This is a genomic window from Pristimantibacillus sp. PTI5 (assembly GCF_048572955.1).
GTDB lineage: Bacteria > Bacillota > Bacilli > Paenibacillales > Paenibacillaceae > Pristimantibacillus.
On record NZ_CP183886.1, the window covers coordinates 533,334 to 554,922 of the forward strand.

Consider the following 21,589-nt stretch of genomic DNA (forward strand, 5'->3'; position numbering starts at 1 on the left):
AGCATTATTGAAGAGCTGGCTCTTTTTTGATCAGCTCTGTTTGTTCAGTTCCCGCTTTGGCTTTCATATCGTTCGAAGAGCGCAAAGGAATTTCTTTCAAGAAAAATACTAATACGAATGCTACGACCAATAGCGACATGCCGAATAGAAATACAACGGTAAGCGAATCGCTTAATACAGAACGCACCATTTCGATAATATGCGTAAATAAAGGCTGAATTTGTTCCGGGAGCGTAGCGTGCAGCTCCTTTAGCTTAGGCTGGTCAAGCAGCATTTGCGGATTCAAGAAGCTCGAAAGCTGCTTTGCCGTTTCAGGATCTACCTGCGATAAATCCGGGCCTTGGCCTGCTTTGACGGCTGCCTCCAGCTTGCTCGACATCGTCGAATTCATGACCGTACCCATCACCGCAATACCGATAGTGCCGCCTAAGTTACGGAACAAGGTTGCAGTTGCGGTTGCCACGCCCAGCTGTGTAGGCGCTACTGCATTTTGAACCGTAAGCGTGAATACCGGCATTGAAATCCCGAGTCCGATACCGAAAACGATCATCGCTGCAATGGCAACTCCGACATTATTCATAAAGGCCATCATAAGCATGCCGACCACCATAAACGGCATCCCAGCGATGGCAAACCGTTTGTATTTGCCTGATTTAGAGATCCAACGGCCCGACAGCGTGCTGAGGAAAATCATTGCGATCGACATCGGCATGTTGACAAAGCCAGAGTTTGTAGGCGAAATGCCGAGAACGCCCTGCACGAAAAACGGCAGGTACATCATTGCGCCCATCATTCCCGCGTTCATTAGAAATCCAATCGAATTGGAGATCGTTACGATGCTGTTTTTAAACAGGGACAATGGTAAAACAGGGCTTTTTGCTTTGCGTTCCACAAACAGCAAAATCACTAGGAAAATGATAGAGGCCGCTAACAAGCCGATAATCTGCACAGAGTCCCAATCATACTTGGTGCCCGCCCACGAGAAGCCTAACAGCAGCGAAATCAACATCAGCGTAAGCAAAATAGAGCCGAGATAATCAATCGATTCCGTGGTCTTTCTTGCCGTTTTCGGAAACATCGACCAAATCATCCCGAATGCCACGAGACCAAGCGGCAGGAAGATCCAGAAAATCCATTTCCATGCGATATGATCGACTAGAAAGCCGCCGAGCGTTGGACCGATCACGCTGGAGAAACCAAATACCGCCATCATGATACCGGTCCATTTCGCTCTCTCGCGCGGTGCGAACAAATCGCCGACAGCGGTAACCGTTGCAGACATCAGGATACCGCCGCCTAAGCCTTGAATGCCTCGGTATGCGATCAACTGAAATACCGTTGTTGACGTTCCGCAAAGAAACGCGCCAATGATAAAAAACACGATACCCGCTAAGAGAAAAGGCTTCCGCCCATAAATATCGGATAGCTTACCGACAAGTACGGTTGCTATCGTTGAAGTCAACATGTAAATCGTAATGACCCATGTGTAATACTCAATGCCGCCCAAAATCGCGATGATCCGCGGCATTGCCGTACTTACGATCGTCTGGTTGATCGCCGCGAAGAACATGGCCGCCATCAGAGCAATCATAATGGTTAATTTTTTCTTTTGAGTCAAATGCTCCATATGCCCTGCACTCCTAAACATTTTTATTTATTATTGCCAATCGGCAGCCAAACTACTTATCCTATTTAGTTAGGTTGCCTACCTATTTTCTAATGATACAATAACTTTAGTACTAAAACAACTGCTTTTTATTTGGTTGCGCTATCATCAAAAAAAGACTTCCAAAACGCAAAAAAACAAGCCAAAGCATGCTCTGGCCTGTTTTTTGCTTATTTATATTAATCGCCTATCGGAAACCAGCCCGGCGTATGGATAATGGCCTGCCAGAGCGGCGTTGGTACAACCAACCGATCTTGATCGTCCTTGCTAAGCGTAGTTTTGATTTCGGATTCTCTTCCCTCTGCGACCTTTTCAACCCAGTCGGGCTCGACGATCAATTCCCGGCCGATGGCAATCAGCTGGATACCTGTATCGAGAGCCTTTACCGCTTCATCAGGCGTTTGAATGGAGCCTACTCCGATAATCGGCACTAAATGACCCGCTCGCTCTTGAATCCATTCGATCCGGGATTTCGTCTCATCTGCGCCGCGTCTCGGCATAGACCAGAATTCCTGCAAGGAGACGTGAAGATAGTCCAGATCCTTCTTAGCAAGCTCATCGACGAGTCGGAATGTATCCTCCATCGTGATCCCCGGTGTCGTCGCTTCTTCAGGAGAAAAGCGGTAGCCGACCAGGAACGGTCCTTGGGCATGGGCAGCAGCGGCACGTTTCACTTCGTCAACCACCGCAAGCGGGAAACGCAGCCGGTTATCTATACTGCCGCCCCAGCGGTCTTCACGCGTATTCGAATGGGCAGAGAAAAATTGCTGTACAAGGTAACCGTTCGCGCCGTGAATTTCAACGCCGTCAAAACCAGCGGCAACCGCTCTTCTCGTCGTTTCGCCAAAATCACGAATGATTGCTTCGATTTCCGAATCCAACAGCGCTCTTGGGACAACGTTCGGATTTTGTTCAGAAGCGACTGCGCTAGCACTCACGACATCACCGTTAGGCACGAGATCAGGAGGGCACTCTCTACCCCCATGGAAAATCTGCAGCACTGCCTTGGCGCCCTTTTCTTTGATTGTCGAGGCCAACGCCCGCAAGCTATCAATCATTTCATCGCTGTCGCTCCCAAACTCCCCTTGGAAACCTTTGCCGTTCCGCGATACATAAACGCAAGCCGTAACGACTAGGCCTACGCCGCCCGAACGGCGTTCATAATAACGAAGCTCGGAATCCGATACCGTTCCGTCTTCGTTCGAAGAGAAATTCGTCATTGGAGCCATGACGATGCGGTTCTTTAATTGCACCCCGCTTTTAAAACTTATTTCTTTGAATAATGGCAAGTAATTTGATTTCATTTATTTCATCTCTCCCGTTATCTGCATATGGTCCAACAAACTGTAACTTTTTTCAATACTGTAATACTAAGTGATACAGTTATAGTTGTCAAGACACAAAAAAAGCATTCCAGCCGTTTAGCTAAGAATGCTTTTATTATGCTTTTCCCTTTATAAAATTACTCTTCGCTTCGCTTCATGAGCCATTCTATTCTTTTACGCCGTTGTAGAGGAGGATTTGCGTTCTTCGAGCTTTGCTTTCAGTCCTCTTTTTCCGCTGAATGCACTGAAAGAAAAATAATAAATGCAGACAATAACGGCCGCCAGAATAGCTAGCGCAAAAAAGATATTGCTGTAAACGTAGGCCCCGTTATACATGGCCACCGGATTCAAATGGAAGGACGTATCCTTGGCGTCCAGCAGTTTGCCGATCACGCTTGTCGACATCGCGCCCGAGATAAAATTGAGCAGCGACATCAATCCCATCCCTACGCCAATTTGCTCCTTCGAGAGCGTTCTGGAAATCGTATTGGACATCGCTATCTGCATAAAGGTTTGCCCCGTATTGCCGAAAATCAGAAGAAAGAGAATCAGATACGGCGATGCTCCCACAAAAACCGAAAGCAATACGAAGCAGACGAAGCTGAGCGAAATCGCCGCATACACTAAAAATGAATTACCCTTCTCATCCGCGAGCTTTCCTCCTTTGCGTCCGAGGAAAGCAGAGGTAATCGCAGCCGGAAACATGACAAGACCAATGACGGCAGGAGACAAATGATTCAATCCGGATAAAAACTGCGGCGTTACGAAAGGCATGCCGAAGCTTAATGCGGTTGCGAGAAAGGTAATAAACAAACCCAAGGAATATTTTTTATTGCCGAATAGCTTGGGATGGATAAACGGATCAGCCGCTGTCCGAATGCGAATAATGAATAGAACAAGCAGCACGGCACCTGCCAAAGCGAGCAGCCACTTCCCAAGCGAAATCGCGAGCAGCGCTAATGCGACTGCGCCGCCTAACAATATGCCTCCCAAAAAGTCGATTTTTTGCGCATTGCCTTTTTGGTTATCCAAATATTTCCGAAAGAATGGCAGTGCCAGCAGCGGGATCAACGATAACAAAAACAGAAAACGCCAGCTGGCAAAGGTCGTAACGAGGCCTGCTACGATAGGAGCCAGCGCGGTGCCGAGCGCAAGTCCGGCAGCAACCGTTCCCAGCGCCCTGCCGCGCTTCTCCGGCGAGAAATAACGCACGGGAACAATCATAGCCGTGGCCGGAATAACGGCCGCGCCGCTGGCCTGCAGGATCCGGCCAAGCACGATCATCCAATATTCGGTAGCTGTCAGCCCCACGATCGAGCCAAGCGCAAAGAAAATTAATCCGAAGGTTAACAAATCCTTAAGCCGGTATTTATCGGCCAGCTTGCCGTATGTAACGGAGCCTACCGCATATACGATCATGTAACCCGTTAGGAGCCAGCTCACCTGCGAGGGCGTAATCCCAAACTCCTTGCTGATGACAGGCATAACCACATTAAACATTGAAGCATTCATAATCGAGAAAACTAACGTAAAAGCCAAAATAGGCAAGAGCTTCTCGCCATTATTTTTCACGCCCGCGGCTTCCATCTCCAATAACATCCTTTCTTCTTTTAAATAGTATATCGTTTGAATTCAAACAAAATGACAAAAAAACGCCGGCCCCTTCCTCTATTCGTAAGCTTTAATTATTTTTCTCAGCAATACTTGAAGGGCGGCTGTTTCTTCTTTTGTTAGAAGCTGGTTCGATTTATCCTTTGCTTGCTGTACGGCGCGGGTAGAGAGCTGATGCATCTCTAAGCCTTGATCCGTCAAGAAAATGCGTTTCATTCTAGCATCTTGATCATGCTCGCGGCGGACGACCCACCCGCGCTTCACCATGCCATTGATGATGCTCGTTACGCTCGACTTATCGATATAAAGCAGCTTCTCCATATCGGCATTCATTGCGCCTGGCTTCATCGCAAGCAAATGAAGAGACTGGGATTGCTGGGGCGTCATGCCCAGCGGGCGAAGAGCGGCTTCGATTTCACGCCGGATGTTGATGAAGGCGAGCTTAATCAATAAGGTATTGCTATCCTCTTGCTCCCAAGGAAAACGGGTGATAAAGGATTCTTTTCCCATGCGGAGCCTCACTCCTTAAAATAGTTTGAATTCAAACCAATAATAAATCGGAGCCATCGATTTGTCAATAAAAACCTATGGCCGCAATCATCGAATATGCCTTGCCGCCAAAGGCAATCCGCCTTTAGGACAACGCTTATTCAACGCTTGTTTCATTTTTGTTTAAACGGCGCGAAGAGCTTTCAGCCCCCCTGTCCCCTTCATCCAAGCTCGCTCTTGGCCCTGATTTAATTAAATCCGAGAAGTTTTCATCAGGCATCATTGTCGTCAAGCAGTAAAGCCTCTCTGAGCCCGTATTGATAATATCATGATGGCTTCCTGGAGGATCTCTTCCCCTCTTCTTTTATTCATTCGCGAATACGTTGTGAAGTGATTCCAATTATAAGCGTTGCTCACTTTCATGTAAACATACATGACATAAAATTCTTTGAAAAAACAATGAGAATACATAATTTTTGGAATTTCAACAAAAACCAATTATTTTGTGTTATATTATCTAACATATAATTCCCTTGGCAATACTGTTTTATCTGTAAAGCCATTGTTTAGTGATTAGGGTTATATATAATGGTGTGATTATTAAACGATAACGGAGCGAAGATGTGGGGAATGGAATTATCCGTCAAAGAGGCACTGCATGTATTTCCCGTATCGGAAGGCATGCTCGTGGCTGCTGACCGGGGGATTTCGCGAATCATTATCGCAATCAATCTGATGTATGCCCCGGATATTATCAATTGGATGAAAGAGGGTGAGCTCCTTCTGAAAACCGCTTATGCCATCAAGGATTCGCCCTAAGCGTTTGTCGTTTTGCTGCAAAAGCTGCATGAGTGTAAATCAGTCGGTCCGGCACATGGGCGCGATGGAGCCGAAAGACAGCCCCGCAATAGCCTCTCCGACATTTTTTCCTGATCGAAGCTATTAATCTATTGTTTCATTCGGCGGAAAAGCGGTTATAGACATTAAATATTACTAAGCTGCATATTATTTAATAGAATGATATTACTACTAGGGGGAAAAGAGATATGGAATACATTATGAATAAAGCATTTAAAAACGAGGACGTTTACTTCGACGGCTCTCATTATATCGGCTGTTCCTTTACAGACTGCACTATCCATATCGAGTCGCTCCTATTCAATTATGACCGCTGCACCTTTTCGGGTTCAAAATTCAAGCTAAGCCCTAAACTGCTTATGCTCCAAAACGTCTATTCACTTCTTCCTTCATCTTTTACAAGAAATTCGAAAGTACAGGCTTCCGTTTAATGCACAAGCCCGGATGTTATAATAACCGATTAAGAGATAACAGAAAGTGAATGCCTCTGCGCTTCGCTTGCTGTTATTTTTTTGTTGTCGAGTTATTGCGATTAGCAGCCCGGCCGCCGGCAAAAAATAAAAAAGCAGGGCCCGTGTGCCCTGCTTTTTATATGGTTTGGTTCGCTTTAATTTATGCTGCTTACAAGCTTCATCACGGCATCTCTCGTTAGCTTGTTGCCGCCAGCCGCGATTAAGTTAACGGTTGCATGCGCCAGCGTAAGAGGGATTTTACAGAAATCCAAAGCTGGTCCGCCCTTTAAATCTACAATGTAAGAATCGGCTATCTTCAAATTGCGGCGCGTGTATTTGATCATTTCCTTCGCGCCCCAGCCGTCAGGAAAGAAATCCACGCCTCGCGATAAATCCTCGTCGCGATTGCGAAGAATATTTACGGCTTGCAAGCCTCTGCCAAAGGCAATGGCCTTTTGTTGATCCGATTTTGTGCCATCGAACCAGAACCAAATCTCGGAAAGCATTTCTCCCACCATGCCGGCGACGCTGTATGTATAGCGGTCAAGATCCTCTTCCGTTCTGATATTCCAGCTCACATAGACCCAGTCTGCCATTTGCTTGGACATCTTGGCGATATGGCGGTAAACGACATCATTGACGGTTGGCGGACATAGCTGCGCCCATTCATGAATCTGCATCGTAACATCCGGGAGTACATCTTGGTAAGGGGTGAGCAGCTTCTGTGATTCGGCGATCACGTCAGCGGATTGGAAAGCTTCATGGACGCCAAGCAAGAGCTGCACTTTTAATTCATCTGACAGCGTCTCATGATCCTCGATCTCATCAATCGCTCTCATGCATAAATAAGCGGATGCGACCGCCTCTTTTAAACCTGCTTTCAATCGGCTGATGGGGATATAAAAAGTACGGCTTGTTTTCTTTAACATGATCATCGCATCATTCAAAATAAAAACTCCTTCATTATGGCAGCTTTACTTTTAGCTTGTTTTAATTGTTCTTATTATCATACCATACATGCATTTAGATGTGCACGGTTACTGCGATTTCCTCCCTGCTGCCTGTAAGTTTTTGGGGAGTGATTGACTTGTTCCTCATAATATTGGAGGCTATTGGGATATTTATTCAATTCTCACGATTCAAATCCCTTTAATTTCTTTAAACGAAATACGTCATCGTAAAACAAACAAAAAAAGCCGCGTACCATGGACGCGGCCAATTGTTCTCGCCTATAGGATCCTTTATTTAAAATATTTCTGAACCGTCGCATAGGCGAGCTTCGGTCGCCGATAACGATCGACAATTCCCTTGCTGTTCTGCGTGCCCGCTCGGGTAATCAGCCAGTCCGTTCCTTCGGTTACCCTGCAATCGCAATACTGCCAGATGAACATGCCCGATAGAAACGATCTCTTCGTATAGGCTGATAAATTAGCTTCGATAATATCCGCTTGCCGCTCCTCTGTGCCGCGGACTCTGCTTGCGTCGCGATGGCCGTAATATCCGTCTCCGCCAAATTCGCTCATGATCATCGGTTTGCCAAATCCGCCGACTGCATCGGCCCAGCCTCGCGCCAGATCGCAAAGCTCGCCCGGATCCTCATCCCCGTACCAGCCGGGATATAAATTAAAGGAGACGATATCCGCCAAGTCGAAGCAAAGCTCGTTTTCTCGATGGTGGGAAGCGAAGGTCAGCGGACGGCTTGCGTCCAGCGCCCGGATTTGTTCAAGCTGCTCCTTGTACATTGCCCTGCCTTCCAAGGTATTGCTTGCGCATTCATTTAAAATAGCCCAGATTACAATCGAAGGATGGTTATGATGCTGCTCCACCATCTCGCGATTTACCTGCTCGCACTGCCAACGGAAATTGGGATTTTGCATCTGCTCCAAGCTAAGGCCTCTCGCATGGTTTTCTTCCCACACCAGTATGCCTCGCTCGTCACACAGATCGAGAAACAGCTCATCATTCGGATAGTGGCTTGTCCGTACCGAGTTGCAGCCCATATTCGAGATTAAATCGGCGTCAACCGCCATTAACTGAAGCGGAATCGCAGATCCGACCATCGGGTGATCCTCGTGGCGATTGACCCCTTTCATCACAATATCCTTGCCATTAAGCTGTATTTTTCCCGCTTCGGTCGTCACAACGCGAAAGCCGACCCGTTCGATTAGATCATCGATCAACGCATCGCCAACCGACAATACCGCTTTAAGCGCATACAAAACAGGCTTTTCTGGCGACCACGCCTCGGCTTCAGGAAAAACAAAGATGCCGCTCAGGCAGGTCGTTCCATCTGCAGCGGCACGAGGTTCGCCCAGCTCATAGGACTTGCCGCAGAGCTCGAAGCTAATCCGGTAATTCTGCTCCTCGGTGTATCGTTGTCGAACGATCGCTTGGATATGGGCCTTCCATCCGCCATTTTCCCAAATCGGGGTAAAAGCGATACGCTCCAAATACAGATCCTTAATTTCCTCCATTGCGACAGAGCGGTTAATACCGCCATATGTATAATAATCATTGGGAATATGCAGGGCTGAAAACTCCCCAAAACTGTTGTCCGCTACCACGACAAGCTCATGCTCTCCCGGCTCCACATCTCGAGCGATCGCATCGAATGCCGTATAGGCGTTATAATGCTCAGTCAACAGCACACCGTCAAAAAACACGCGTGCGGTATGGCTCACCCCTTTAAACACGAAGCGAAGCGAGGTTTTATCCTTGATTGTGATCCGTTTCCGATATGCCCCTCTGCCTCTATAGGTGAGAAAATCAGGATGCATCTCCCAGCAGCCTGGAACAGTCAGCTTATACCTGTAATCGAGCTGCTCCAGCTTCAGTTCCTTCTCCTCGGCAACCGCAGTGAAATCCCAGCTGCCGTCAAGCGGCTGTACCTTCCGAAGCTCATTCGTCTGGAACAATCTAGTCATGCGTTATCCTCCTCTTCGTTTCTGGAATCTCCTAGCCTCAATCTATTTATTATAGCTCCCATTCCTGAGAGAGCCAATTGTATTTGCTTTGGTAACAGGTTAATCCTGATTAAAATAAAATCGTATGAAATAAAAGAGCTGAACAATCAGATCAACAACCTGATTGTTCAGCTCTTTTTCATCTATTCCGTTTGATTCTTACTGAAGAGCGCGCGATTGCTCTTCTTTTCTCTTCAAAGCGTTATTCCAGAAGCCGGCGCTCATGACCGCCAGGATCATTAAGGCAATAAACGACCATGTGAGCAGCGTATTCCCTTCAAACCAGTGCTTAATTTGCGGCTCATGCGTAATCATTTTTGCCGCCGTATACGCAAGCACGCCGGATCCGGCATATATGATCCAAGGGAAATGCGTGATCAGCTTTATGAATAACGTGCTCCCCCATACAACAATCGGGATACTGACGAGCAAGCCAATGACGATTAATGAAAAGTGGCCCTGAGCTGCCCCTGCTACCGCTATGACATTATCCAACCCCATTGCGGCATCGGCAATAACAATCGTTCGAACCGAGGCCCATATGGTATTTCCGGCTTTAATATCTCCATGCTCATCCTCTTGCACAAGAAGCTTAAAGGCGATCCACAAAAGCAGCACGCCTCCGACAGCAAGCAGCCACGGCACCTTGAGGATCCAGACGACAAGCACGGTCGCCGCTATTCTAATCAGGACAGCTCCTGCCGTTCCGAGTAAGACCGCTTGTTTTTGCTGTTCCTTCGGCAATCGTCTGGCAGCCATGCCGATGACGATCGCATTGTCGCCGGCAAGAATTAAATCAATGAAAATAATAGACAGCAGGATCGACCAAAAATCTACCGTTAAAATATCCAAAGGCCCTTCCTTCTTTCTTTTACGATTATCTTAATACGGCTGGCAACTGCTTGTTTGGCATGTCAAGCGCGGATCTTACGGAACAACGGATGCTCCAACTATTTTCTTTATATTAATATGCTTGTCATCTCCACTTCATACGATTTCTGAATCATACGGCAATGCACCGCTATTGCTGCAAAAAAAAACGGCCACCTTCCCCTTTCCCATTTGCCCAGCCATTCGCCCTCGTAAGTTATCATGCTGCGAAGGAAGCGTCTACTGTGAAAAAAACGATTAAGTGTACTTTATTTGAAAGCCCTTGCAACGGATGCGGCTTCGGTTTTATAACTATAATGTACAGTTCTTACTAGGGGGTCTTTTAGGATGACTATGGTTTATTATGTAGCGGCAAACGGAAACGACCATGCGCAGGGAAGCTTGGACGATCCCTTTCTTACAATCAGCAGGGCGCAGAAAGAAGTACGCGAACAATTGAAGAATGGAATCAGCGATGATCTTGCGGTGAATATCCGAGGCGGACTGTATGAGCTTGATGACACGTTGTCTTTCGATGAAAGAGATTCAGGAAGAGATGGCTGCCCTATTCATTATTCGAGCTTCCCCGGCGAAAAAGCGGTAATCGCAGGCGGCAGGAAGCTGACCGGCTGGATGCCGCATAAAGGCAGCATCTGGTGTACCCGGCTGGACGGCAGCCTTTCCCTTCCCTTTCACACGCTTTATGCCGACGGTAAACGAGTCCAGCAAGCCCGGCTGCCTGCCGCCGGTTATTTTGAAACCGAAATGCCTTATGGCCAGCATGATGAGAAGACCAATAGGCAAGGCATCCGATATCATCCCGATCACCTGCCTGACCATTACGATTATTCGGGAACCCAGGTGTTTGTCTGGCCTGGGGAAGGAGAATGGAATTGGTTCTCCGAGACGAAGCCTGTCGCCTCCATAAACAAAGCGGACCAGCAATTACTTTTTGAAAATCCAGCCACATGGCCGATAGGAGCCGGCTCCCGCTATTATATCCAAGGCTCGCTTGATTTCCTTCAAGCACCCGGGCAATTCCATCTCGATTCGGCTTCAAATATGCTTTATTACTTCGTTCCGGACGGCGTGACGGATCCAAATGAGCAGACCATTCTCGCTCCCTCGGTTCAGCGGTTGCTTGAAATTAACGGGAAGAGTGCCGAGGAGCCGGTTCAAAACCTATGCTTCTCCGGACTGACCTTTTCATGTACCGATTTTTTTCGCGAATATCGAATGATGGATGATAACGTTGAGCAAGCGGAACACCGCGAGGGCCTCGTGTATATCAACCATGCCGAGCATATTCAAATTTCCGCCTGCAGGCTGACGCAAGCCGGAAGCTGCGGAATTTATCTGGACCGCTATTCCAAAAACATAACATTAGACGGTAACGATATCCGCCATTTCGGTTACATTGGCATCAGCTTAAACGGGTTCGCGCCGGGCACGGGTCCATTCACAAGTCCTGGTGCTTCCTTTACAAACGGCTATCATACGATTACGAACAACCGGATCGAGGCTGGCGGCGAGCTCGTCGGACACGGCTGCGGCATCCTGCTCTATCAGAGCGGCCATAACAATATCACCAACAATTTGATTGCCAATATGCCAAGGTACGGCATTTCCATGAAGGGACTTCGGCATAAAGCGATGCCGGCTGAGCTGTACGGCCTTCCCGTCACCTGGGAAAACCATTGGGACTTTCTTCACAGCAAAAACAACTATATTGCCTACAACGATATTTCCAGGGTCATGACGGACAGCCAAGACGGCGGACTGATCGAAGCTTGGGGCGCGGGAAGAGGCAATATCCTTCATAGCAACTACCTGCATGACAGCGGGATTCATTTCTCCTTTGGGTTCGGCATTTATTTGGATGATGCAGCCGATGATTTCACCGTAACCAATAACGTCATCAGCAGCCTTTACAGCACAGGCCAAGGCAAGCTTTGGATGCTTATTTTCTCAAAGGGCATCGGCAACCGGATAAAAAACAATCTGCTGGTTTCTAATCCCGATGCGATCTCCGCAATCGGCTCGCAGGAGATGGCCGGCGAAGAAAACAAACATATCGATATTGCCTGCAATATCGTTTACAATTCAGGATATCTATACTATTTTGTTAATTATAGCGGCGAGCGGTTCGCTGCCGCTGACCGCAACCTCTATTGGAACAACGGCAAGCCTTGTGAAATAGCCGGCTGTCTGCCGCTCCGTTCAAACCAAAAGGACGCACTCGGACGTGAGGAATATGCTTGGGAGCAGTGGCGAACGCTTGCGCAGGGCAAATACGACGGAGAAACCGTGATCGGAGAACCTCATTTCATGCTCCCCGAGGAAGCCGACTATCGTCTGCGCCCCGAGTCACCTGCATATCGGTTAGGCTGGACCGATATCGAATTTGAGAAGATCGGTCCGAAGTAAACAGAATCTTGATACGGGGGGCCTGGATCGGATGAAGGTATTCGGATTTTACAAATCCAAAAAATATTTGCAGCGAGTCATGTTCTCCATCATGGCAGCCATGGTGGTTGTGCTTGTTGCCTCATCGGTATCCAACACGTACATTCTTGAAAAATCGGTTAAAAGCATCCAAGAAGAATCCAATCTAAAGGTGCTCTCGCAAATTCAGTACAATCTTTCCTATATGAACGATATCATTACAAGGCTGTCGAGCTTTGTTTACCGCGATCATTTCCTAATCCCGCTTATGTTCAATGATGACCTGCCAAAAATGGATTTAATCCGCGGGCACCGCCAGATGTCCAACATTATGGAGAGCTCATCCTTTCTCCACTCCATGGTCGTTTATAACAAATCGCAATCCAAGCTTTACGGCACAAGCAGCAGCCTCCTGCTTGACGACGGGGCAACCGATCAACGGATTAGAAGCATCCTGCTGGAGTCTGAACAGCCGCAGCCGACAAACCGTCTCATACCGATGAGTCTTGAGCAGAATGACGGCGGAATCGACACCTTTGCGTTTATTGTAACCGACTCCCTGAAACCGTTCACAAACAATCAATCCGCCATTATTTTGTTCATCAAATCCGATTGGGTTTTCGAGAGCCTTAAGAAAATGAATGTGGCGAGCGACCGCGACCAGGGCGAGATTTATATCCAAACGCAGGACGGAATGCTTTTCTCCTCCGATCCGAACGCATCCCTCACAAATGAGCAAGACCAAGTCCGCGTCAAAGAGCTGGTTCAGACTCACAAAATCGAAGAAAACCATTCGGCCGGCTTCTTCATCGGTACGCTTGCCGGAGAAAAAGAAATGCTTACCTATATGGATGACGGTCTCGGCGCTTGGACCATCCTCTACATCCAGTCGTACGATAAGCTGATGGGCGAAGTGACGAAGACACGCAATCAGTCGCTGATGCTGTCGGGAGTGTTCCTGCTCTTTGCAATCGGATTGTCGGTAGGGCTGTCTTATAAGCTGTATAATCCGATAGAAATGATGCTGAAGCGCATTCGTCCCCATCTTCCTGACGAGAGACAAGACGGTTCCAGCTCTAAAGATGAGCTTCGCCTAATGAGCGATAATTATATGAAGCTGTCCGATAAGCTTAATGAGATAAGCTCCGAGCAAATCGTAAGCAAATATTATATTCGCAGGTTTTTATCGGACAGCCAACTCTTCTCGGATCATGACATGCGGCATCTTATCGAGAAACATGAGCTCAACATCTCCGTCAAGGACCAGCTTCTTGTCTGCGTGATGAAGATCGACAACTTCGCGGACTACGATAACAGCATGACCGGAGCTTCCAAGAAGCTCTATAACTTTGCCATCGTTAACATTGCCCAAGAAATAATGGGCAAGCATTTCCCATGTGAAGCCGTTGAAATCAGAGGCGATCATGTCGTACTTATTTTGTCACGAAGCGTTAGCGAACCGGCTATGCTTTTCCAACAAGTCAAACAGCTGCTTCGTGAGATTCAGGAAACGATCGAACGCTATTACAACATCTCGCTTTCCTGCGGCATCAGCGATATTATCTCCCAGTTTTCCTACTTATCGTCGGCTTACACGCAGGCGCTGCGGCTTAGCCAGTATATGATCGTGAAGGGACGCAAGGCGATCCTGACATCAGAGGATATCAAGGGAAATCTGATGAACAAGCAGGTTTCGCTTCCTGACGTTATCGACAAGAAGCTTACCGAAGCGCTCAAGAAGGGACAGCTGACCAATGCCGGCAACGAACTGGAGAAGGCCTTTTCCCTCATCGCCGGCATGCAGTATGACGACATGATTAGAGCGGTGTCCAATCTTGCCTGGGTGATTAAGAATGCGGCAAGCGAAATCCATGATAACCGGATCGTCACCTTTTCCGTCGATCTCGACTATATTCATCAGATTGCCCAAGAGAAGGAGACGCTGGAGGAAATGTATCTCTCCCTCCTATCGCTTTGCGCCAAAATCTGCGAGGGCCAGCGCCCTGCCAATATGGAACGGAACGAAATGATGCTGGAGACGGTCAAAGAACTGATTGAACAGAAGTTTGCCGATATTAATCTAAGCCAGCAATCCATCGCCATGAGCGTCAAGCTGTCCTCCGCTTATATCGGCAAACTCTTCAAAGAAAATTACAAAATGTCGATTACCGAATATATCAACGAGGTGCGCTTGAGTCATGCCCAGGCGCTTCTGGAGCAGAACAACTACACGATTACAGAAATCATGGATAAATGCGGATATGCGAACCAAAGCTATTTTTTCCGTTTGTTCAAAGGCAAGGTCGGCAGTACGCCGAAAGAATACCGCATGAAAAAATCGATCTCTTAAGGCGTATCATTCCAATAAAGGCCCTTCGTTCACTGCTTCCAGTGGGCGAAGGGCTTTTAACTTTGCCGCTGTATCTACGAATATTCACAAAATCGAATATTTTACACCCGCAAAATACAGTAATTCGCAAAACCTATTCTACCCGCCGCCGGATCTGCATGGCATGATGGCATCAGAACAAGAACGCTTCAGATGGAGGAGATCGCAAGTGGCCAAAACAGAACCCGAAGCTCGAGGCTTAAAGGCCCATAGCCGGCAGGCCATGCTGGGATGGCTGAGCAACGAATGGAAGCATTTGAAAAAAAACCGGGAGCTTCTGCTGATCGCCATGCCGGGCATACTTTTCAAGTTTGTCATCGCCTACATCCCTATGATCGGCCTGATACTCGCCTTCAAGTATTTCAGGTATGACCAAGGCATCTTCGGCAGCAAATGGATCGGCTTCGATAACTTTGAATTTCTGTTCAAAGCGCAGGATGCCATCCGCATTATCCGCAATACCCTGCTCTACAATATTTCTTACATTGTTCTCGGAACCGTCGCCGCCCTGCTGCTAGCTCTTCTACTTAATGAGCTGAGCGGAAAACTCATCAAGATTTATCAAACCACGATGTTTTTGCCTTACTTTATTTCGTTTGTGCTTGTCGGCTACATTACGAACGCCTTTCTCGACCATAAAGGCGGCTACCTCAATACGATAATCGGCTGGCTCGGCTTCGAGCCCCATAGATGGTATTTGGAAACCGCGCCTTGGATATTCATTCTGCCGCTCGTGGCGCTGTGGAAGGGAATCGGTTTTTCCACCCTCGTCTACTATGCGGGGATTACGGGCATCAGCACGGATTATTACGAGGCGGCAAGACTCGACGGCGCTTCCCGCATCCAGATGATGTGGCGCATTACGCTGCCGCTGCTTAAACCGCTCGTCATTATCCTTTTCATCTTAGGACTGGGCAATATTTTCCGCGGCGACTTCGGCTTGCATTATTTTGTGCCCAACAATGTAGGGCCGAACTTCCCAACGACGGATATCATCGACACCTACGTTTATCGCGCCCTGACTAAGCTAGGCGACATAAATTCTGCAGCGGCTGTCGGCTTCCTGCAATCCGTGGTCGGATTAATTACGGTCGTATCCGCCAATTATCTTGTACGCAGAACGGATAAGGATAATGCGCTGTTTTAAAAATGGAGGAATGATTGATGCCAAATCCCAAAAGCTTTAACCTTATGAACGGACTGATCAACGGCTTTCTTGCGATCCTGTGCCTGATGATCGCCCTTCCGTTCGTGCTAGTCATCATTATTTCGTTGACCTCTGAGAACAGCCTCGTGCAAAACGGCTATCAGTTCCTGCCCCAGGAATGGAGCATGGAGGCTTATCGAATCGTATTTCAAAAGCCGGATCCCTTGATCAAAGGGTATCTAGTCACCATTCTCATCACGATTGTCGGCACGGTGTTATCGCTGCTGCTGACGGCCATGACCGCTTACCCGATTTCCCGGACGGACTTCCGCTACAACAGGCCCATTACCTTTTATATTTTCTTCACCATGCTGTTTAACGGCGGACTCATTCCGTTCTATATCATGATGACGCAGTACCTGCATCTGAAAAACTCCCTGCTCGCATTAATTATTCCGACGCTGCTTAGCCCCTTCAATATTATGATTATGAAGGGTTTCCTGGACAAAATCGGCAAAGAAATCATTGAATCGGCAAAGGTTGACGGGGCAAAGGAATTCCGAATTTTTTTCCGGATTATTTTGCCGCTGTCGACCCCTGCCCTTGCAACGCTCGGCCTGTTCATCTCTTTTGGCTATTGGAATGAATGGTTCTATGCCCTGCTGTTCATCGACAATGACAAATATATCCCGCTTCAATTGCTGCTCGTTCGCATTCTGTCGCAAATTGAGTTTTTGGCAAATTCTCCGCTTGCTCAGGCAGCCGATAAGCTGGCCTATGCGAACTTTCCGACCTTATCCGTCCGGATGGCGATGGCCATTCTTGCCGGCGGACCAATGCTCATTATATTTCCTTTCTTTCAGAAATATTTCGTAAAGGGTATTACAGTAGGTTCCTTGAAAGGATAAGGAATGACTATTGTGCCATATATAAAAACATTTAACTGGAGGGTTCAAACGTGAAAAAAACAAAAGCAGCCTTGTTGGTCAAATGCTTTGCGCTTATTCTCTGCTTCGCGATGATCGCTGCGTGCTCAAACAACGGAAATAACCAAGCTCCAGCAAAATCCGATAAGCCCAGCAATGCGGCCGAGAAAACCCCGGAAGCTGCGGCCTCCGAAGAACCAGCTCTTCCAGAGGTTAAGCTCACCTTTATCTATCCCGTGTCCGCTAATCCAGGTCCCGACCAACAGCTTGTCAACGACGAAATCAACAAATACCTCAAAGAGAAAATCAATGCAACGGTTGATCTCAAGCCGCTTACTTTCGACGAATACGAGCCTAAGCTGAATGCCATGCTTGCGGCAGGCGAAGATTTTGACTTGGCGTGGAGCTCGAAGGGCTGGCTCGGCAACTATCAGCCTTATATCGACAGAGGCGCTTATCTTGAAATTACGGACGATATGATCAGCAAATATGCGCCGGAGGCCCGTGCTAATATTCCGGATAAATTCTGGCCGGATATGCTAGCTGTCGACGGAAAGGTATACGGCTTCCCGATCTATCAGGTTGCCGCCAAAACAAAAAGCTTAGCCATTCAGAAGCGTTTTATCGATAAATACAATCTCGACGTCAGCACCATTCAATCGTATAAAGATATCGAACCATTCTTGAAAACGCTTAAAGAGAGCGAACCGGACATTATCCCGCTCGGCCTTGCCCAAAATTCATGGGGCTTGTATACCGATCGTGAGAAGGTAGGCGAAGGGCTGGTGCTAAGCTATGCGAAGGACGATGCTTCACTCAAATATATTAGCGGCCTGCAAATACTCGATGAGAAAAAAGCCTATTACGATGATATGCGCCGTTGGTACCAAGCCGGCTATATTAACGAGGATGCTCCGATTATCCAGAACATCAATGATTTGAAGAGTAAAGGAAATGTAGCCGTTTCGCTAGAATTCACATCCAAGCCAGGCGGAGAAGTTGGTGAAATGGCAGTCAACGGAGGCAATGAGGTTGTATACGTACCAATCTCCGACAGCTACTTTACGGGAATTGCCGGAGCTATGCATGTCATCAATAAAGGCTCGAAAAATCCGGAGCGCACATTGATGCTGATCAACCTGCTCAATACGGACAGTTACCTTTATAACCTGATTTGCAACGGTATCGAAGGGAAGCATTACAACAAGGTAGATGACAAAAATATCGAACCGATCAAGGATTCGGGTTATGCGCCAAACGGCGACTGGGTATTCGGAAATCAGTTCAACGCCTTTCTTAAACCAGGCCAGGCTGCAGATACATGGGAGAGAACGATCGCGCTTAATGACAGCGCTATTGTCCCTGCTACGAGCGGCTTCGGCGTAAACGAAGAGTCCATTAAAGCCGAGATTGCTAACATAACTGCAGTTAACAACGAGTATCAAGTCGCGCTCGAATCCGGTTCGGTGGATCCTGCCAAAGAGCTTCCGAAATACAAGGAAAAACTGATTGCTTCCGGCCAAGAAAAGATTCAACAGGAAACCGAAACACAGTGGGAAAAATTCAAGCAGGATAAGGGCCTTGTAAAATAATAGATATGGATTAGAAAAAGAAGCGCTGCAGGAGTCCATACTCCCCGCAGCGCTTCTTCCCCGTCTATTTCATCCCTGATTACAATTCTGATTTTACAAGTAAGACGCAAGCGCACCTTCAAAATACACGATTTGCGCGATACGAATATGCAAAGACCGGTCCTCCAGGTTGATTTGAATATGGTCGACAGCTACGCCTGCAAGTATTCCCTCGATTCTCCCCACTGTCGTCATCAAGCAAAGCCTCTGCCCTTGGTGCCTGCTTATATGCTGGATAAAAACAGGATCCAAATGCGTGACATATTCCGATGGCTGGGGAATGCCCGCTATCGCATATATTGGAGAATGCACGGCTTTCGCTTGATCCACGCATCCCGGCTGCACAATCGGATTCTGGTAATTTTGCGCCTTGCTGGCCTCGTTATTCGAATTCAAGTGCATCACCCCTTATCGCTTTAGAATCCGTAATATGTATGCTCGGAAGCATCTATCTATACATATGGACTCTCGTGATGCCATTCACGAAGGCGTTACCGGCTTGAGGTTATGCTTGGACTTGATATCCGATATAGAAAAATACTTCTCTTAAAAGAAAAGGCAGCTTTGTGCGCCAGCTTCTGTATGCCGATGTTTGGGTTGGCGAGGAATACGCATCCATGCCCAAATCTTCAGCCATCCGGAGGGCACGCTTCATATGGAGCGGATCGCTTACAATGGTAAACGTTGAAATTTGTTTTTCCCTGGCTATGGCATAAGCATTTTGTAGATTTTGTTCCGTAATTTTTGATTTTCCCTCGAGAAAAATATCTTCTTCCCTTACCCCATGCCGCATGGCAAAGCGCTTCGAAACCTCTGCCTCGGATAAGGAGTCTCCGTCTCCCATTCCGCCTGTCACGATGATTTTTTTTACGTATCCGTTGTCGTACAGCCATATGGCATGGTTCATTCTCTCCGTCAAAACCGGTGACGGCTCATTCTTTATCACTGCCGCTCCGAGAACAATGGCCGCATCTGTTCGGAAAAGCTCATTCACTTTGGCAAAAGCCGCTATGGAATACGCCGTGTACAACACAAAAAGCACGATTAATAGAATAACGCTCCAACCCCAGCGTCTCCATTTTCCAGGCATTTATTTATCTCTATGCTCGGACATGGCCTTGGCTCCCATAACGTCCGCTTCATGCTCTAATCCTGCGTCATCATTAATGGAAGCGCCCTTCATCTGAACCGTCGGCTTCACGCGGCCTTGCTTCTGCTGGGCAATATGCCATGCCTCATGCGGCAGATGCTTCTCTTGCCCGGGGCCAAGATGGATATCCGAACCTTGCGCATAAGCAAGCGCATTGACTTCGGACGGCTTGGCGGAGTTGTAATGGACTTTAACATCGTCCATCGCAAGCCCCGAGAGGTTCTCAACCCCCGATTTCAATTGATCCGGCATTCCCGTCCGATTCGTTTTTCTTTGGACTGCATGAGAAGAACCGGCTCCCGCTTGAGACCGGAGCAGCTGAGTGACGCCGCGATTGCCAATTTTGCTCTGCAGCTGCAGTAAGGCCCCCGGCTGCATGCCCGCTGCTTGTTTGGTATGCGAGGCTTCGGCAGACAGGGAAGCCGTTGCGCTGCTAGGGGCAGACTTCGCAGCTCCCGTATTGCCAGAGGTCGTTTTATCTATCTTTTGTGATGCCATTTCCTGCACCTGCTCTCGAATAATAGAAATATTAGCTTCATAGTATCATATCCGGCAGCATGCTAGATAGCGAAATGATGATATCACGAGAAGTTGAATCACCTGCACCGTTAATGAGAGGTATAGGCGGACATCAGCTGAATATAATCCCGTGCTGTTCGCAAGTCTTCAAGCGCCTCTTTTGCGGTGCAGGGCGGTTGAGCCGTTCCTTGGACCGCTGCCAAAAAGTTGATCGACTGCTTTCGCATTGCCGACTGGTTAGGCAGGACGGGTATCGTATAAGCGGGCGGACTTTGCCCGTTATCGGTCATTATCGTCACTTTTCCGGCTTGCTGCCTTGCTAACGGAGCCGGAAGCTCAATCTTTAAATAGCCTTTATCAAAAGCGATTAGAATAAACTCATGCCACTCTATGCTCGTGTGATAGGCTGCCATTTCAAGAGCGACGCATATGCCGCTTGCGCTTTCACCGGTCAGCAGAACGCCGGAGCGATCACCGAAGGTCAAGCGGTAAGGCTCCCCTAGAAAGAAACGGATGGCATTGACCTGATGAATATAATAATTGACGAAGCTATCATAAGCCCGGTTCTGCTGTTCCGTATATAATGAAGAATCCGCCTCCCATTCGCCGACCGGGTATGGCTCTTCGGTCATCAGCGGTTTATCCGCGCCCGCTACCCAGTCGCCTGGCGGCATCGAAATCCGAATATACCGAAGCTTGCCGAATTCACCGGAGTTCTTCCACTCCTGAGCGCGGGCTTTGGCATATTCCATGGCAGGGTCCGACCGCTTGTGATAGCCGACCATATGCAGCACCTGATGCTCTTCACCTATCCGAACAAGCTCTTCGCCCGCTTCTACCGTCAAGCACAGCGGCTTCTCCGTAAGCACAGGTATGCCTGCACGCAGAATGTCAGGGACAAGAATGCTATGCTTCCGGTATTGCTGCGGAGCTACAATCGCGTCGAATCCGCCTTTCTCCAGCAGAGACAGGTGATCGGAATAGACGCGTTCAATTCCATAGCGGGCAGCTACCGCAGCGGCCAGCTGAGGACGGGGCTCCACTATCGCGGTCACTTCGCATAAATCGTCAAGCGCCGCATAGTTGGAGAGATGTGCCATCTGTCCCATCCCGCCTGTTCCGACAAAAGCAATTTTCAATTTTTCCAT

Annotated in this window: 17 protein-coding genes; 6 read left to right on the plus strand and 11 right to left on the minus strand. The window is 48.0% G+C overall.

Features of this window, described 5'->3' with window-relative positions; genetic code table 11:
* Positions 1-4: 4 nt before the first annotated feature.
* The 4 genes from ACN6MW_RS02740 to ACN6MW_RS02755 form a co-directional block, all read right to left on the minus strand.
* Positions 5-1,627, minus strand: a complete 1,623-nt coding sequence (locus tag ACN6MW_RS02740; RefSeq protein WP_419874115.1) for an MDR family MFS transporter — start codon at positions 1,625-1,627, stop codon at positions 5-7.
* A 218-nt stretch (positions 1,628-1,845) separates the two neighbouring features.
* Entirely contained in the window at positions 1,846-2,970 is a 1,125-nt protein-coding gene (locus ACN6MW_RS02745) for an NADH-dependent flavin oxidoreductase (protein WP_419874116.1), read from the minus strand.
* 195 nt (positions 2,971-3,165) lie between these two features.
* Positions 3,166-4,578, minus strand: coding sequence for an MFS transporter (locus ACN6MW_RS02750; protein WP_419874117.1), 1,413 nt, complete (start codon positions 4,576-4,578; stop codon positions 3,166-3,168).
* Positions 4,579-4,659: 81 nt separating this feature from the next.
* Positions 4,660-5,112 (minus strand): MarR family winged helix-turn-helix transcriptional regulator, encoded by a 453-nt coding sequence (locus ACN6MW_RS02755; protein ID WP_419874118.1) that lies wholly within the window; start codon positions 5,110-5,112, stop codon positions 4,660-4,662.
* 609 nt (positions 5,113-5,721) lie between these two features.
* On the opposite strand from ACN6MW_RS02755, the gene ACN6MW_RS02760 reads away from it, so the two are divergent.
* Positions 5,722-5,910 carry a hypothetical protein gene (locus tag ACN6MW_RS02760; RefSeq protein WP_419874119.1) on the plus strand — a complete coding sequence of 63 codons (189 nt, stop codon included), beginning with the start codon at positions 5,722-5,724 and terminating at the stop codon, positions 5,908-5,910.
* Between the two features lie 646 nt (positions 5,911-6,556).
* Here ACN6MW_RS02760 and ACN6MW_RS02765 read toward each other — a convergent pair.
* The 3 genes from ACN6MW_RS02765 to ACN6MW_RS02775 all read right to left on the minus strand — a co-directional run bounded on the left by ACN6MW_RS02765 (position 6,557) and on the right by ACN6MW_RS02775 (position 10,216).
* The gene (locus tag ACN6MW_RS02765) at positions 6,557-7,336 is read right to left on the minus strand and encodes a squalene/phytoene synthase family protein (RefSeq protein ID WP_419876254.1); all 780 of its coding nucleotides are present in this window, start codon (positions 7,334-7,336) and stop codon (positions 6,557-6,559) included.
* A 306-nt stretch (positions 7,337-7,642) separates the two neighbouring features.
* Entirely contained in the window at positions 7,643-9,325 is a 1,683-nt protein-coding gene (locus ACN6MW_RS02770) for a glycoside hydrolase family 2 protein (RefSeq protein ID WP_419874120.1), read from the minus strand.
* 198 nt (positions 9,326-9,523) lie between these two features.
* Positions 9,524-10,216 carry a TerC family protein gene (locus ACN6MW_RS02775; protein ID WP_419874121.1) on the minus strand — a complete coding sequence of 231 codons (693 nt, stop codon included), beginning with the start codon at positions 10,214-10,216 and terminating at the stop codon, positions 9,524-9,526.
* A 366-nt stretch (positions 10,217-10,582) separates the two neighbouring features.
* Here ACN6MW_RS02775 and ACN6MW_RS02780 point away from each other — a divergent pair, with 366 nt between their 5' ends.
* From ACN6MW_RS02780 to ACN6MW_RS02800, 5 genes are all read left to right on the plus strand, one after another.
* On the plus strand, positions 10,583-12,661 hold the full coding sequence (locus ACN6MW_RS02780; protein ID WP_419874122.1) for a right-handed parallel beta-helix repeat-containing protein: 2,079 nt from the start codon (positions 10,583-10,585) through the stop codon (positions 12,659-12,661).
* A 31-nt stretch (positions 12,662-12,692) separates the two neighbouring features.
* A complete protein-coding gene (locus tag ACN6MW_RS02785) occupies positions 12,693-15,029 on the plus strand; it encodes a helix-turn-helix domain-containing protein (RefSeq protein ID WP_419874123.1) in 2,337 nt (778 codons plus the stop codon).
* A 208-nt stretch (positions 15,030-15,237) separates the two neighbouring features.
* Entirely contained in the window at positions 15,238-16,215 is a 978-nt protein-coding gene (locus ACN6MW_RS02790; RefSeq protein WP_419874124.1) for an ABC transporter permease, read from the plus strand.
* A gap of 17 nt (positions 16,216-16,232) precedes the next feature.
* Positions 16,233-17,123: a carbohydrate ABC transporter permease gene (locus ACN6MW_RS02795; protein ID WP_419874125.1), complete on the plus strand. Its 891-nt coding sequence runs from the start codon at positions 16,233-16,235 to the stop codon at positions 17,121-17,123.
* A 50-nt stretch (positions 17,124-17,173) separates the two neighbouring features.
* Entirely contained in the window at positions 17,174-18,733 is a 1,560-nt protein-coding gene (locus ACN6MW_RS02800; RefSeq protein WP_419874126.1) for an ABC transporter substrate-binding protein, read from the plus strand.
* Positions 18,734-18,826: 93 nt separating this feature from the next.
* On the opposite strand, the gene ACN6MW_RS02805 is transcribed toward ACN6MW_RS02800, so the two are convergent.
* The 4 genes from ACN6MW_RS02805 to ACN6MW_RS02820 all read right to left on the minus strand — a co-directional run bounded on the left by ACN6MW_RS02805 (position 18,827) and on the right by ACN6MW_RS02820 (position 21,589).
* Entirely contained in the window at positions 18,827-19,168 is a 342-nt protein-coding gene (locus ACN6MW_RS02805) for a DUF2642 domain-containing protein (RefSeq protein WP_419874127.1), read from the minus strand.
* Between the two features lie 109 nt (positions 19,169-19,277).
* Positions 19,278-19,862: a YdcF family protein gene (locus tag ACN6MW_RS02810; RefSeq protein WP_419874128.1), complete on the minus strand. Its 585-nt coding sequence runs from the start codon at positions 19,860-19,862 to the stop codon at positions 19,278-19,280.
* Positions 19,863-20,420: an eCIS core domain-containing protein gene (locus ACN6MW_RS02815; RefSeq protein ID WP_419874129.1), complete on the minus strand. Its 558-nt coding sequence runs from the start codon at positions 20,418-20,420 to the stop codon at positions 19,863-19,865.
* A 110-nt stretch (positions 20,421-20,530) separates the two neighbouring features.
* Positions 20,531-21,589 (minus strand): Gfo/Idh/MocA family protein, encoded by a 1,059-nt coding sequence (locus tag ACN6MW_RS02820; RefSeq protein ID WP_419874130.1) that lies wholly within the window; start codon positions 21,587-21,589, stop codon positions 20,531-20,533.